The 13,971-nt window shown below is 56.6% G+C and carries 12 protein-coding genes; 7 read left to right on the top strand and 5 right to left on the bottom strand.

What is annotated here, in order from left to right; translation table 11 throughout:
- Together DAI21_RS06275 and DAI21_RS06270 are read right to left on the bottom strand one after the other, a co-directional pair.
- Positions 1 to 519 carry a PilN domain-containing protein gene (locus DAI21_RS06275; RefSeq protein ID WP_107702709.1) on the bottom strand — a complete coding sequence of 173 codons (519 nt, stop codon included), beginning with the start codon at positions 517 to 519 and terminating at the stop codon, positions 1 to 3.
- Complete coding sequence (locus DAI21_RS06270) at positions 516 to 1,298, bottom strand: DNA utilization protein HofM (RefSeq protein ID WP_107702708.1); 783 nt, start codon at positions 1,296 to 1,298, stop codon at positions 516 to 518. The genes DAI21_RS06275 and DAI21_RS06270 overlap by 4 nt, the downstream gene beginning before the upstream one ends.
- A gap of 119 nt (positions 1,299 to 1,417) precedes the next feature.
- On the opposite strand from DAI21_RS06270, the gene mrcA reads away from it, so the two are divergent.
- A complete protein-coding gene (gene mrcA / locus DAI21_RS06265) occupies positions 1,418 to 3,970 on the top strand; it encodes a peptidoglycan glycosyltransferase/peptidoglycan DD-transpeptidase MrcA (RefSeq protein WP_102105333.1) in 2,553 nt (850 codons plus the stop codon).
- Between the two features lie 90 nt (positions 3,971 to 4,060).
- Here mrcA and nudE read toward each other — a convergent pair whose 3' ends face one another.
- Positions 4,061 to 4,621, bottom strand: coding sequence for an ADP compounds hydrolase NudE (gene nudE / locus DAI21_RS06260; protein ID WP_100778602.1), 561 nt, complete (start codon positions 4,619 to 4,621; stop codon positions 4,061 to 4,063).
- 321 nt (positions 4,622 to 4,942) lie between these two features.
- Here nudE and DAI21_RS06250 point away from each other — a divergent pair, with 321 nt between their 5' ends.
- From DAI21_RS06250 to pckA, 5 genes are all read left to right on the top strand, one after another.
- On the top strand, positions 4,943 to 7,081 hold the full coding sequence (locus tag DAI21_RS06250; protein ID WP_100778601.1) for an intracellular growth attenuator family protein: 2,139 nt from the start codon (positions 4,943 to 4,945) through the stop codon (positions 7,079 to 7,081).
- A 64-nt stretch (positions 7,082 to 7,145) separates the two neighbouring features.
- The gene (gene yrfG / locus DAI21_RS06245) at positions 7,146 to 7,829 is read left to right on the top strand and encodes a GMP/IMP nucleotidase (protein WP_107702707.1); all 684 of its coding nucleotides are present in this window, start codon (positions 7,146 to 7,148) and stop codon (positions 7,827 to 7,829) included.
- Entirely contained in the window at positions 7,826 to 8,227 is a 402-nt protein-coding gene (hslR, locus tag DAI21_RS06240; RefSeq protein WP_100778599.1) for a ribosome-associated heat shock protein Hsp15, read from the top strand. The genes yrfG and hslR overlap by 4 nt, the downstream gene beginning before the upstream one ends.
- 23 nt (positions 8,228 to 8,250) lie before the next feature.
- Positions 8,251 to 9,129, top strand: coding sequence for an Hsp33 family molecular chaperone HslO (hslO, locus tag DAI21_RS06235; RefSeq protein WP_100778598.1), 879 nt, complete (start codon positions 8,251 to 8,253; stop codon positions 9,127 to 9,129).
- Between the two features lie 331 nt (positions 9,130 to 9,460).
- Positions 9,461 to 11,080 carry a phosphoenolpyruvate carboxykinase (ATP) gene (pckA, locus tag DAI21_RS06230; RefSeq protein ID WP_107702706.1) on the top strand — a complete coding sequence of 540 codons (1,620 nt, stop codon included), beginning with the start codon at positions 9,461 to 9,463 and terminating at the stop codon, positions 11,078 to 11,080.
- A gap of 79 nt (positions 11,081 to 11,159) precedes the next feature.
- On the opposite strand, the gene envZ is transcribed toward pckA, so the two are convergent.
- Positions 11,160 to 12,506 carry a two-component system sensor histidine kinase EnvZ gene (gene envZ / locus DAI21_RS06225; protein WP_100778596.1) on the bottom strand — a complete coding sequence of 449 codons (1,347 nt, stop codon included), beginning with the start codon at positions 12,504 to 12,506 and terminating at the stop codon, positions 11,160 to 11,162.
- A complete protein-coding gene (gene ompR, locus DAI21_RS06220; RefSeq protein WP_001157751.1) occupies positions 12,503 to 13,222 on the bottom strand; it encodes a two-component system response regulator OmpR in 720 nt (239 codons plus the stop codon). The genes envZ and ompR overlap by 4 nt, the downstream gene beginning before the upstream one ends.
- A gap of 232 nt (positions 13,223 to 13,454) precedes the next feature.
- Between ompR and greB the strand changes: the two genes are divergently transcribed.
- Positions 13,455 to 13,928, top strand: coding sequence for a transcription elongation factor GreB (greB, locus tag DAI21_RS06215; protein WP_100778595.1), 474 nt, complete (start codon positions 13,455 to 13,457; stop codon positions 13,926 to 13,928).
- Positions 13,929 to 13,971 lie beyond the last annotated feature (43 nt).

Raw genomic sequence — 13,971 nt, 5'->3', positions numbered from 1 at the left:
TCACCCCTGACTCGTGAGGGTAAAACTGAACGTCCAGCGTCCCTCAGCGTCCTGCTGCATTTCACCCGCAGGCCCGAGAATAAAACCCGGCAGTTGCCTGAGCGACGCCGCCAGTGCAGAAAGGGCGATGGGTGTCGCGGCAAACCCCGTCAACATTAGCCGAGGCTTCTGGTACTGAAGCTGTGTCAGCCACGCCTGCGCCGGCATCGCTGACGCCAGTGAAATCAACGATGATTGCCAGGCCTGTGTTTTCGCGCGCTGTACTCCGGCTTGCGGTGTTTGCGGGTGTGCTTTCTGCAGCGCCTGCCACTGCGCGCGGTGGGCGTGCAGCTTTTGTTGAATCACGCGCTCACCCGTTAGATGCGCCTCCAGCGCCCGCATCTTAAGCCCATCGCCTGTTCGCAGGCTTATCATCACGGCAAGGGAAAGTAGGCCGGAGCCTGCAAAAAGCCATACCCAAAAACGCCAGCAGGCGTGCTGTTGCTGATGTCGCCACGGCAAAAAGTTAGTCGTTGTCACTCGAAGAGTTCTCCCATCGCGAGGGCCAGAGCAACGGTAAAATCCGCGCCACATTCAGGCAGTGGCGGCTGGGAACGCGCCAGCAGGCTAAAAGGATCACGCGCTGCGCCGTCGAAGAGCGCGATATCCTCAGGGCTAAGCGCTAACAGGGCCGCCAGCTCGGCCACATCTTTCGCCTCATCCGCGCGTTTTCGCCCCCACTGGTGACGCATCGACCATAGCCAGTGCTGGCCGTCGCACCACGCCACGCACTGCGCGGGAGGGTCAAGAAGCGGCAGGAGATTCGCCAGCGCCGCAGCGTCGGGCGTGATCGCCGCCACATGCAGACGCAACGACTCCCCGAGCGTTAACAGCGCCGCCACCTCCTGGTTTTGTGCGGCTGTCACGTGAAAGGCACGGCTAAAGGTGTCTTGCGTATAGTCAAAGCACAGCGCTTCTGGCGGCATTTCCAGTTCACGGGACATCGCAGAGGCGATCCACGACGCCTGTTCACTGTCGCGCAACGTCAGCGCCGGAGCAGGCAGCGTCTTTTGTAGCGTGCGGGCGGCCGGAAATGCGATAAACAGGCGGTGGTAATGGGGCAGTGCCTGACTCCAGTCCCTTAGGGCCGCAACCAGTTGTTCCGGCTGGATAATTTTCCCGTCGCGGATAATTCCCGCCGGTAGCGGGATACGCCACCAGCGGCGCAGACACCACCCGGTGCGCTCCTGGGTGACTGAGACAGCCAGAACGCTATCTTGTTGAAGATGAAAACCTGTTCGCCACGTTTTGAAAGCCATACTTCACGATCTCCTTATCGCCCGTCAGGTGACGGCTCTATCAATGCTTCAGGCTTGCCTTTATACTACCGCGCGATTGTTTAGAAACTGCCCAAGTGAAACTAAATGGGAAATCTCCAGTGAAGTTCGTAAAGTATTTATTGATCCTTGCAGTCTGTTGCATTCTGCTGGGAGCAGGCTCGATTTATGGTTTGTACAAATATATTGAGCCGCAACTACCCGATGTCGCCACACTGCGTGATGTGCGACTCCAGATCCCAATGCAGGTCTATAGCGCCGATGGCGAGTTGATCGCCCAGTACGGCGAAAAACGACGTATCCCGCTGACCCTTAACCAGATTCCGCCGGTGATGGTGAAAGCCTTTATCGCCACGGAAGACAGCCGTTTTTACGAACACCATGGCGTCGATCCGGTGGGGATTTTCCGTGCCGCCAGCGTCGCGCTGTTCTCTGGTCGTGCCTCTCAGGGGGCGAGTACCATCACGCAGCAGCTGGCGCGTAACTTCTTCCTCAGCCCGGAAAAAACCCTGACGCGTAAGATCAAAGAGGTGTTCCTTGCCATTCGCATCGAGCAACTGCTGAGCAAAGACGAGATCCTTGAGCTTTACCTCAACAAGATCTATCTGGGCTATCGCGCCTATGGCGTAGGTGCAGCAGCGCAGGTCTATTTCGGTAAACCTGTCGATCAGCTGACCTTAAGCGAGATGGCGACCATTGCCGGTCTGCCGAAAGCGCCGTCAACGTTCAACCCGCTCTACTCCCTCAACCGCGCCACTGCGCGTCGTAACGTGGTGTTGTCGCGCATGCTGAGCGAAGGCTACATCAGCCAGACTGAGTACGATCAGGCACGCAACGACGCCATCGACGCCAACTATCACGCGCCGGAAATCGCCTTCTCCGCCCCCTATCTGACCGAAATGGTTCGACAGGAGATGGTCAGCCGTTACGGCGAGCAGGCGTATGAAGATGGCTACCGGATCACCACCACCATCACCCGCAAAGTGCAGCAGGCGGCACAGCAGGCGGTGCGTAACAACGTGATGGATTACGACATGCGCCACGGCTACCGTGGCCCGTCGAACGTGCTGTGGAAAGTGGGCGAAAGCGCATGGGACAGCAAAAAAATCATCGACTCCCTGAAAACGCTGCCGACCTACGGGCCGCTGTTACCGGCAGTCGTCACCAGTGCCGACCCACAGGAAGCCACCGCAATGATGGCCGACGGCACCTCCGTGTCGCTGCGCATGGACGGTATCCGCTGGGCGCGTCCGTATCGCTCTGATACAGCGCAAGGCCCGACGCCGCGTAAAGTGACCGATGCGGTGCAAACCGGACAGCAAATCTGGGTGCGTCAGGTGAACGACGCCTGGTGGCTGGCGCAGGTTCCCGACGTGAACTCCGCGCTGGTGTCGATCAATCCGCAAAACGGTGCCGTGATGGCGCTGGTCGGCGGCTTTGATTTCAACCAGAGCAAATTTAACCGCGCGACGCAGGCGCTGCGCCAGGTCGGCTCGAACATCAAACCGTTCCTGTACACCGCGGCGATGGATAAAGGTCTGACGCTGGCGAGTATTCTCAACGACGTACCGATTTCACGCTGGGATGCGGGTGCCGGTTCCGACTGGCAGCCGAAAAACTCCCCTCCGGAATATTCTGGCCCTATCCGTTTACGCCAGGGTCTGGGGCAGTCCAAAAACGTAGTGATGGTTCGCGCGATGCGCGCAATGGGCGTCGATTACGCGGCAGAGTACCTGCAGCGCTTCGGCTTCCCGGCGCAAAATATTGTGCATACGGAATCGCTGGCTCTCGGCTCCGCCTCCTTTACGCCATTGCAGGTGGCGCGCGGTTACTCGGTGATGGCTAACGGCGGCTTCCTGGTCGACCCGTATTTCATCAGCAAGATTGAAAACGATCAGGGCGGCGTGCTGTTTGAGGCGAAACCGAAAATCGCCTGCCCGGAGTGCGATATTCCGGTGATTTATGGCGATACGCCAAAATCAAACGTGCTGGATAACAAAGATATGGAAGACGTTGCTCAGTCGCAGGAGCAGCAAAACGCCGTCGTTCCGCAGCCGCAGCTTGAGCAGGCAAACCAGGCGCTGGTCGCCCAAAGCGGCGCGCAGGAGTATGCACCGCACGTGATCAACACGCCGCTGTCGTTCCTGATCAAAAGCGCGCTGAACACCAACATCTTTGGGGAACCGGGCTGGCAGGGTACGGGCTGGCGTGCGGGGCGTGATTTGCAGCGCCACGATATCGGCGGTAAAACCGGGACCACCAACAGCTCGAAAGACGCCTGGTTCTCGGGTTACGGCCCGGGCGTGGTGACCTCCGTGTGGATCGGTTTTGACGATCACCGCCGCGATTTAGGTCGCACAACGGCATCCGGCGCGATTAAAGATCAGATTTCGGGTTACGAAGGTGGAGCGAAGAGTGCGCAGCCAGCCTGGGACGCTTACATGAAAGCGGTTCTTGAGGGCGTACCAGAGCAGCCGCTTACCCCTCCGCCAGGTATCGTGACGGTGAATATCGATCGCAGCACCGGTCAGTTAGCGAACGGTGGTAACAGCCGGGCAGAGTATTTCATCGAAGGCACGCAGCCGACCACACAGGCAGTGCATGAGGTGGGAACCGAGCTTATCGATAACGGCGAAACGCACGAGCTGTTCTAAGAAGTAAAATGCAAAACGGCAGCCCTGGGGCTGCCGTTTTTAACAATCCAGGCCGGGTAAGCTTAATACCTCACCCGGTTTTTTTACGCGCTACAGCCGACCCTGTCCTTTCAGCCATTCCCTCACCAGGAACAGCGCACTCACGTTACGCGCTTCGTTAAAATCGGGTTCTTCCAGCAGATCCATCAGATGCGCCAGTGGCCAGCGCACCTGCGGCAGCGGCTCAGGCTCATCCCCTTCCAGCTTCTCCGGATAGAGATCTTCTGCCAGCACGATATTCATTTTGCTGGAGAAATAGGACGGCGCCATGCTCAGCTTTTTCAAAAACGTCAGATCTTTCGCGCCAAAACCCACCTCTTCTTTCAGCTCGCGATTCGCCGCTTCAAAAACGGTTTCACCGGGATCGATAAGCCCTTTCGAGAAACCCAGCTCATAGGATTCTGTGCCCACCGCATATTCGTGGATCAGGATCAGGTGATCGTCCACAATGGGGATGATCATCACCGCCTCGCGCGTGGAGGGCCGCATACGTTCATATACGCGACGCACGCCGTTGCTGAACTCCAGGTCGACACTTTCCACCGTAAACAGGCGTGATTTGGCGACGGTTTCAACATTCAGAATGGTGGGCTTTTGTAAGGGTTTGCTCATCTTGATGGGTCTTTGCTGTGTGAACTGAGTGCATTGTGCGATACGCCGCACGGTTTCGGCAATGTCAATCGCTCTTTATTTACATTTTTGCAACGTATCGTGAGTTAATCCTCATTTCACAACAAAAGTCAAGAGGTTGAAATAACTCCAGGAATTTGCTGATATCCCGCCTTCGCTGCCTTTGCTATTATCTCCGGTCACTGGGATGCGCTTCAAAACGCTCAAGTTCGACTCCATACTTGCCGATAGCCAACCACAGAGACTCATTCACGGTAAAGGGTGCAACTGACAACACCTGAAGATAAGTAAGATGGGGAAAGCATGAGCACCATTCTAATAATTTTCGTTGCTATGCTGGCCTGCGCATTGCTCGCAGGGTGGTTATTCAGGCGTCGGGCACAACGGCAATACCGTCTGCCTTTTTTAAACGCCTTTGCCGGAGCCACCACGCGCAAACTCGCACCTGAAGAGCGCAGCGCGATTGAAAATTACCTTGATACGTTGAACCGTGTCCTGCAGACGCCAGGCCCGACCGGCGCCAGCACCGCGCCCATCTCCCTGACGTTGAACGCGCAAAGCGATACTGTGCTCTGCGTGACGCGCTCGATCACCCGCTACGGTATTAACACCGACGATCCCAATAAATGGCGCTACTATCTCGACTCCGTCGAGGTGCATCTGCCGCCGTTCTGGGAACAATATATTAATGACGAAAATAGCGTTGAGCTGATCCATACGGATTCCATCCCGCTGGTGATTGCCCTGAATGGCCATACGCTGAGCGAATATGTTCAGGAAGCGCCGCGCTTTGCGCTGGAACGCACCAGCGGCACGCAGGCGTCCATTCGCGGCGAAGAGACCGAGCAGATCGAACTGCTGAATATTCGTCAGGAAACCCACGAAGAGTACGCCCTCAGCCGCCCGGACGGCATTCGTGAAGCGGTCCTTATTGTTGCCGCCTTCCTGCTCTTTTTCTTCTGCCTGATGACGCCCGACGTCTTCGCACCGTGGCTCGCAGGCGGCGCCGTTCTGCTGCTGGCCGCAGGCCTATGGGGACTGTTCGCGAAACCGGCCAAAACCGCGCTACGTGAAATTCACTGCCTGCGCGGTACGCCAAAGCGCTGGGGCCTGTTCGGCGAGAACGATCAGGAGCATATCAACAACATTTCGCTCGGGATTATCGACCTGATCTATCCCCGCCACTGGCAGCCGTGGATCGCCCAGGATTTAGGGCAGAAAACCGATATCGATATTTACCTCGACCGCCACGTCGTGCGTCAGGGCCGTTTCTTATCGCTTCATGATGAAGTGAAAAACTTCCCGCTGCAGCACTGGCTGCGCAGTACCGTCATCGCCGGTGGCGCTGCGCTGGTGCTGGCGATGCTGATTTTGCTGGTGCCGCTCGATATGCCGATCAAATTCACTCTTTCCTGGATAAAAGGCGCACAAACCATTGAAGCCACCAGCGTTAATCAGCTGGAAGAGGCCGGTGTGCGCGTGGGTGATACGCTGAAGCTGAAAGGAACGGGCATGTGTAATATCCATGCGCCTGGCACCTGGAACACGCGGCAGAATTCACCGTTTACGCCGTTTGATTGCTCACAAATTATCTGGAACGACGCCCCACCGCTGCCGCTGCCGGAATCAGACACGGTCAGCAAAGCGACAGCCCTGACGCAGGCGCTGAGCCGCCAGCTTCATCCAAAGCCGGAAGACAACTCCCGTGTAAGCCAGTCCCTGCGCGCCGCGATTCAGAAATCCGGAATGGTGCTGCTGGATGATTTTGGCGACATCGTGATGAAAACCCAGGATTTATGCTCTGCGGAAGATGAGTGTGTACGTCTCAAAAACGCGCTGGTGAATCTCGGGAACAGCAAAGACTGGGAAGCGCTGGTGAAACGCGCTGACGCAGGGCGTCTCGATGGCGTAAACGTTCTGCTGCGCCCGGTGAGTGCCGAATCGCTTGAGAATCTGGTGACCACCTCCACCGCACCGTTTGTGATGCGGGAAACCACCCGCGCGGCCCAGGCGTTAAACAGCCCGGCACCGGGTGGGTTTGTGATTGTCAGCGACGAGGGCAGCGATTTGGTCGACCAGCCTTACCCGCCGGTGGCCCTGTATGATTATCCGGCCCAGGATCAGTGGGGCGAATTCCAGCGCCTGGCGCAGATGCTGATGCAAACGCCGTTCAGTGCCGAAGGGATTGTGACGGGCATTTTCACGGACGCCAACGGCACGCGCCACGTTGACCTGCACCGTATGCCGGACAGCGCCGGATTGTGGCGTTATATCGGCACCACCCTGCTGATGCTGGCAATGCTGGTGTGCATTATCTGGAACGGGATTGCCGCCCTGCGCCGCTACCAGCGCTCGCGAACGCGTCTTGCCGAGATCCAGCAGTACTACGAGAACTGCCTCAACCCGCAGCTCATCCCCGCGCCTGACAGCCTGATCGGATAATACCGCTGCGCGACAGTTATGCTACCCTGTCGCGCACGTTTCTTCTGGCTGGAGAGTTCCCCTCATGCATCTTGATATTGCCTGGCAGGACGTTGATACCGTCCTGCTGGATATGGACGGCACGCTGCTCGATCTCGCATTTGATACCCACTTCTGGCAAAAGCTGGTGCCTGAAACTTATGGCGCGCAGCAGGGCATCACTCCGGCAGAAGCGCAGGATTATATTCGCCAGCAGTATCACGCCGTGCAGCATACGCTAAACTGGTACTGCCTGGATTACTGGAGCGAAAAGCTCGGGCTGGATATCTGCGCTATGACCACCGCCCAGGGGCCGAACGCGGTGCTGCGCGACGATACAGTGCCGTTTCTGGGTGCACTAAAAGCGAGCGGCAAGCGACGCATTTTGCTGACCAACGCGCATCCGCACAATCTGGCGGTAAAGCTCGAACATACCGGGTTAGCGTCGCACCTTGATTTATTACTTTCCACCCACACATTTGGTTATCCGAAAGAGGATCAGCGATTGTGGCAGGCCGTGGCGGAAGAGACCGGTTTACAGCCCGAAAGAACCTTGTTCATTGATGACAGTGAACCGATTCTGGATTCGGCGGCAAAATTTGGTATTCGCTATTGTCTGGGCGTGACGAATCCTGATTCCGGCCTGGCGGATAAAAGCTATCTGCGGCATCCGGCGCTGAACGACTATCGCCGAATGATCCCCTCACTCACCGTGAAGGAGACGCCATGAAAGAAAAACCCTCCGAAGGGGTAAGACTGGATAAGTGGCTGTGGGCCGCCCGTTTTTATAAAACGCGCGCGCTGGCCCGTGAAATGGTCGACGGGGGAAAGGTGCACTACAACGGGCAGCGCAGCAAGCCAAGTAAACTTGTCGAACTGAATGCCACCCTGACCCTGCGCCAGGGAAACGATGAACGCACGGTGATCGTTAAAGCCGTTACCGAGCATCGTCGCCCGGCTGCCGAAGCGGTTCTGATGTATGAAGAGACGGCAGAAAGCGTTGAAAAGCGCGAGAAAGTGGCGCTGGCTCGCAAGATGAATGCCCTCACCATGCCGCATCCGGACAGGCGACCGGATAAAAAAGAACGTCGCGATCTGATGAAATTTAAACACGGCGAACACGAGTAATCGCCGTTTAAAGAGAGAAAATTATGTCCCAACACGACCAATTACATCGCTATCTGTTTGAGCAATTTGCCGTTCGCGGCGAGCTGGTGACGGTATCCGAAACCTGGAAACAGATCCTCGAAAACCACAGCTATCCTCAGCCGGTGAAAAACATCCTTGGCGAACTGCTGGTGGCGACCAGCCTGCTGACAGCGACGCTGAAGTTTGCAGGGGATATCACCGTGCAGCTGCAGGGCGACGGCCCGATGACCCTGGCGGTGATCAACGGCAATAACCAGCAGCAGATGCGCGGTGTGGCGCGCGTGCAGGGTGAGGTGCCGGAAGGTGCTGATTTGAAAACACTGGTCGGCAACGGTTTCCTGGTGATCACCATTACGCCAGAAGAAGGCGAGCGCTATCAGGGCGTGGTGGGTCTGGAAGGCGATACGCTGGCCGCGTGCCTGGAAGATTACTTCCTGCGTTCCGAACAGCTGCCAACGCGCCTGTTTATCCGCACCGGTGAAGTGGACGGTCAACTGGCGGCGGGCGGTATGCTCCTGCAGGTTCTGCCTGCCCAGAACGCACAGGGCAACGATTTCGAGCATCTGGCGACACTGACCGAAACCATCAAAGCAGAAGAGCTGTTTACGCTGCCTGCGAATGAAGTGCTGTGGCGTCTGTACCACGAAGAAGAGGTGACGCTTTACGATCCGCAGGACGTGGAGTTCAAATGCACCTGTTCCCGTGAACGTTGCGCAGGCGCGCTGCGTACTCTGCCGGACGAAGAGATCGACAGCATCATGGCTGAAGATGGCGAAATCGATATGAACTGTGATTACTGTGGTTCTCACTACGTGTTCAACTCGATGGATATCGCCGAGATCCGCAACAACGCCTCCCCGGCGGATCCGCAGGTTCATTGATGCCCTCCCCCTCCCGCCCGGTGAGGGGGAAAATTCCCTTTTAAGCTGAATCGTTTTTCGTAATGTAATCCTTACGTAACTTTCTTACATGTATGCGATTACATTCACATTCTTCCGGTTAAATACTCCATGTTTTAACCTTTTGAGAACATTTCCCCCCACAAAAAAGCGAATCCTGCGATAATCCGCCCTGCTTCGTGACAGGAGTCACAGCGTTTTCCGTCAGGAAGGGTTTTGTCCAGATACGTAAATCTATGAGCCCCGTCGCGGTTAACATCCTAAGAAAAACCCTACAATTTCAGGCAGTACATATTGGCTAAGGAGCAGTGACATGCGCGTTAAAGACTTAACCCCGCAAGATCTCAAGGCTTATGGTATCAACGACGTCCAGGAAATCGTCTACAACCCCGATTACGATACGCTGTATCAGGAAGAGCTCAATCCAGCACTGGAAGGATACGAGCGAGGTGTGTTGACGAACACTGGTGCTATCGCCGTGGACACCGGGATTTTTACCGGCCGTTCGCCGAAAGATAAGTATATCGTCCGTGACGACACTACCCGCGATACTCTGTGGTGGGCAGATAAGGGCAAAGGGAAGAACGACAACAAGCCGCTCTCCCAGGAAACCTGGCAGCATCTGAAAGGACTCGTCACGAATCAACTCTCCGGCAAGCGATTGTTTATTGTTGATGCCTTCTGTGGCGCCAATGCCGACACTCGCCTCTCCGTTCGCTTTATCACCGAAGTCGCCTGGCAGGCGCATTTCGTGAAAAACATGTTTATTCGCCCGACCGATGAAGAGTTACAGGATTTCGAGCCTGATTTCATCGTCATGAACGGCGCGAAATGCACCAACCCGCAGTGGAAAGAGCAGGGCCTGAACTCGGAAAACTTCATTGCCTTCAACCTGACCGAGCGCGTCCAGCTGATTGGCGGCACCTGGTACGGTGGCGAAATGAAGAAAGGCATGTTCTCGGTGATGAACTACCTGCTGCCGCTGCAGGGCATTGCCTCCATGCACTGCTCCGCTAACGTGGGCGAAGACGGTGACGTGGCCGTGTTCTTTGGTCTCTCCGGGACCGGGAAAACCACCCTCTCCACCGATCCTAAGCGCCGGTTGATTGGCGACGATGAACACGGCTGGGACGACGACGGCGTGTTCAACTTCGAAGGCGGCTGCTACGCCAAAACGATCCGTCTGTCGGCTGAAGCCGAGCCGGACATTTACGGTGCTATCCGCCGCGATGCGCTGCTGGAAAACGTCACCGTGCTTGCCGATGGCACCGTTGATTTTGACGATGCCTCGAAGACCGAAAACACCCGCGTGTCGTATCCGATCTATCACATCGATAACATCGTCAAGCCAGTTTCCAAAGCGGGCCACGCCTCGAAGGTGATCTTCCTGACCGCCGATGCCTTTGGCGTGCTGCCACCGGTCTCTCGCCTGACGGCCAGCCAGACGCAGTATCACTTCCTGTCGGGTTTCACCGCGAAACTGGCGGGTACGGAGCGCGGTGTGACGGAGCCAACCCCAACCTTCTCCGCCTGTTTCGGCGCGGCGTTCCTGTCGCTGCACCCGACGCAGTACGCAGAAGTGCTGGTGAAACGCATGCAGGCTGCAGGCGCGCAAGCTTATCTGGTGAACACCGGCTGGAACAGAACGGGGAAACGTATTTCCATCAAAGATACCCGCGCCATTATCGACGCGATTATCGATGGCTCGCTGGACGATGCGGAAACCTTCACCCTGCCGATGTTCGATCTGGCAATCCCAACGGCGTTGCCGGGCGTGGATACCCATATCCTCGACCCGCGTAATACCTACGGCTCACCGGAACAGTGGCAGGAGAAGGCAGAAGCCCTTGCGAAGCTGTTTATTGAGAACTTTGAGAAGTACACCGATACGCCAGCAGGTGCGGCGTTGGTGAGTGCGGGACCGAAGCTGTAAATAGTGTCGGGTGGCGCTGCGCTCACCCGAACTATAGAGCATGAGAAAGCCGGGTAAGCGTAACGCCACCCGGCTTTTTTTAACTCTCTTTCACCTGCCCCCGCGTCACCGGAACCGGCAGCCACGCGCGGATGCTCAACCCACCTCGTTCGCTGGTACCAATCTCCAGCAGACCGTTATGGTTATCCACAATACGCTGCACAATCGCCAGCCCTAATCCGGTGCCGCTGGTACTGCGCGCGCTGTCGCCGCGTACAAACGGCTGGAACAGATGTTTACGCTGCTCAGGCTTGATCCCCGGACCGTCATCTTCCACCTGGAACCAGGCGCGATTCAGTTCGGAGCCGCTGCTGACTTTGATCCAGCCGTTGCCGTAGCGCGCCGCGTTGACCACCATATTGGCGACCGCGCGCTTGATGGAGAGCGGGTGCATACGCACCTGAATTTCGCCCGGCTGCAGTGCCGTATCGATTTCACGCTCGTAACCACTCTCTGCGGCCACCACTTCGCCCAGTACCCCATTGAGATCTGCCATCTCCATCGGCATCTCCTGACCGGTACGCAGGTAATCGATGAACTGCTCGATGATGGCGTTACACTCTTCGATGTCCTTGTTGATGGACTCCGCGAGATAACCGTCCTCCTCGCCCATCATCTCTGTCGCCAGGCGAATGCGCGTCAGCGGTGTGCGCAGATCGTGACTCACGCCCGCCATCAGCAGCGTACGATCGTCTGCCAGCTGCTTCACCCCTGCCGCCATATGGTTGAACGCGCGCGTCACCGAACGCACCTCAGAAGCACCGTATTCGCGCAACGGCGGCGGAATAATACCTTTCCCCACCTGCAGGGCCGCATGCTCAAGATCGACCAAGGGTCGGTTTTGTATTCGGATAAACAGCCACGCGCCACCTATCGCCATCAGCATGATCGCCAGGGTGTAGCGGAACAGCGGCGAGAAATCGCCCTGATGGATTTCGGTCAGCGGGACGCGCACCCAGATATTGGGTGACAGCCAGGTTTTCAGCCAGACGACCGGCGAGCTTTTGTTGACCTCAACGCGCACTTCCGTTGGGCCGCCCAGCTGCTGCGCCATCTGCTGGCTTAAGAATTCGTAGTGTTGCGCCCAGCGCAGGCCTGCGTCTTCCGCCGCCTCGTTTGAGTACAGCGAAATGCCCAGCTCACGATAAATCTCACGGCGGAACGCCGGAGGCACCACCAGCTGCGTGCCGTCCTCAAGCTGCAGTTTATCGGTCATCAGCATACGGACTTCGTAGGCTAACACCTTATTAAACTGCTGCAGGCTTGGCAGAATCGCGAAGTTCAGCACCACCAGATACGTCGTCACCAGGCTGACGAACAGCAGGGTGACGATCAGTAACAGGGTACGGGCAAACGAGCTGCGCGGTGAAAAGCGCATTCGCTTCATGCCTTAGAACCGTCCGGCACAAAGACGTAGCCCAGACCCCAGACGGTCTGAATATAACGAGGATGCGCAGGATCTTCTTCGACCATACGGCGCAGACGGGAGATCTGTACGTCGATGGAACGCTCCATGGCGGAGTATTCGCGACCGCGTGCCAGGTTCATCAGTTTGTCGCGAGACAGTGGCTCACGTGGATGGCTGACCAGCGCTTTCAGCACCGCAAATTCACCGCTGGTGAGCGGCATCGGCTCATCTTCACGGAACATTTCGCGGGTACCGAGGTTCAGCTTGAACTTACCGAAGGCAATCACCGCTTCTTCCTGAGACGGTGCGCCCGGCAGTTCGTTCGCCTGACGACGAAGTACAGCACGGATACGCGCCAGCAGCTCACGCGGGTTAAACGGTTTAGGAATGTAGTCGTCGGCGCCAATTTCCAGGCCCACGATACGGTCAACTTCTTCCCCTTTCGCCGTCACCATAATGATCGGCATCGGGTTGCTCTGGCTACGCAGACGACGGCAGATGGAGAGCCCGTCTTCGCCAGGAAGCATTAAATCGAGCACCATCAGGTGGAACGATTCACGGGTAAGCAGGCGATCCATTTGCTCGGCGTTCGCCACGCTTCGAACCTGGAAGCCCTGCTCGGTCAGATAACGCTCCAGCAGCGCACGCAGGCGCATGTCGTCATCCACGACCAGAATTTTATAGTTCTCTTGCATTGTATGTACTCCCAAAGGCCCGGATAGTGTTTCAGTACGTATTCTAAAAAAGTGCACGTCTACGACCAGCTAAATCTGGTATAAATTCTAGTCGAAATTGTTACAAAGCATATTTAACAGGAGCTTATCTGCACATTTCATCACATAAATCATTATTAATCCTGTCTGGTAAGCTATGTGGTACGTAATGTGCGTAATGCCTGTCATTGAGTAGAGTCTTAAAGGTCATCCCATGAAAACGCCGCTGATCACCCGCGAAGGGTACGAAAAACTCAAAAAAGAGATGGATTACCTCTGGCGGGAAGAGCGCCCGGAAGTGACCAAAAAAGTGACCTGGGCAGCCAGTCTTGGCGACCGCAGCGAGAACGCTGACTATCAGTATAATAAAAAACGCCTGCGCGAGATTGATCGCCGGGTCCGTTATCTGACTAAATGCCTCGAGAACCTGCGAATCGTTGACTATTCGCCACAGCAGGAAGGCAAAGTCTTCTTCGGCGCATGGGTAGAGATCGAGAACGATGACGGCGCGACCCGGCGTTTTCGCATTGTCGGCTACGATGAAATTTTTGGTCGTAAGGATTACATCTCGATCGACTCGCCGATGGCCCGCGCGCTGCTGAAAAAGGAGGTCGGCGATTTAGCCGTCGTCCAGACACCTGCCGGGGAAGCCAGCTGGTACGTCAACGAAATCGAGTACGTTAAATAGTCCGAGAGCGCCCTCCACGACTGGCATTTTGCCGTGCCAGTCC

Source organism: Lelliottia sp. WB101, from assembly GCF_003051885.1.
Classification (GTDB): Bacteria; Pseudomonadota; Gammaproteobacteria; order Enterobacterales; family Enterobacteriaceae; genus Enterobacter; species Enterobacter nimipressuralis.
Note: the sequence above shows the minus strand (reverse complement) of the source record. Positions and strands in the feature narration are given on the sequence as shown.

Coding starts and splice junctions, on each gene's coding strand:
- hslR (WP_100778599.1), top strand. CDS start 7,826: ATGAAAGAAAAACCCTCCGAAGGGGTAAGACTGGATAAGTGGCTGTGG.
- nudE (WP_100778602.1), bottom strand. CDS start 4,621: ATGAGCAAACCCTTACAAAAGCCCACCATTCTGAATGTTGAAACCGTC.
- envZ (WP_100778596.1), bottom strand. CDS start 12,506: ATGAAGCGAATGCGCTTTTCACCGCGCAGCTCGTTTGCCCGTACCCTG.
- pckA (WP_107702706.1), top strand. CDS start 9,461: ATGCGCGTTAAAGACTTAACCCCGCAAGATCTCAAGGCTTATGGTATC.
- greB (WP_100778595.1), top strand. CDS start 13,455: ATGAAAACGCCGCTGATCACCCGCGAAGGGTACGAAAAACTCAAAAAA.
- DAI21_RS06270 (WP_107702708.1), bottom strand. CDS start 1,298: ATGGCTTTCAAAACGTGGCGAACAGGTTTTCATCTTCAACAAGATAGC.
- yrfG (WP_107702707.1), top strand. CDS start 7,146: ATGCATCTTGATATTGCCTGGCAGGACGTTGATACCGTCCTGCTGGAT.
- DAI21_RS06250 (WP_100778601.1), top strand. CDS start 4,943: ATGAGCACCATTCTAATAATTTTCGTTGCTATGCTGGCCTGCGCATTG.
- hslO (WP_100778598.1), top strand. CDS start 8,251: ATGTCCCAACACGACCAATTACATCGCTATCTGTTTGAGCAATTTGCC.
- ompR (WP_001157751.1), bottom strand. CDS start 13,222: ATGCAAGAGAACTATAAAATTCTGGTCGTGGATGACGACATGCGCCTG.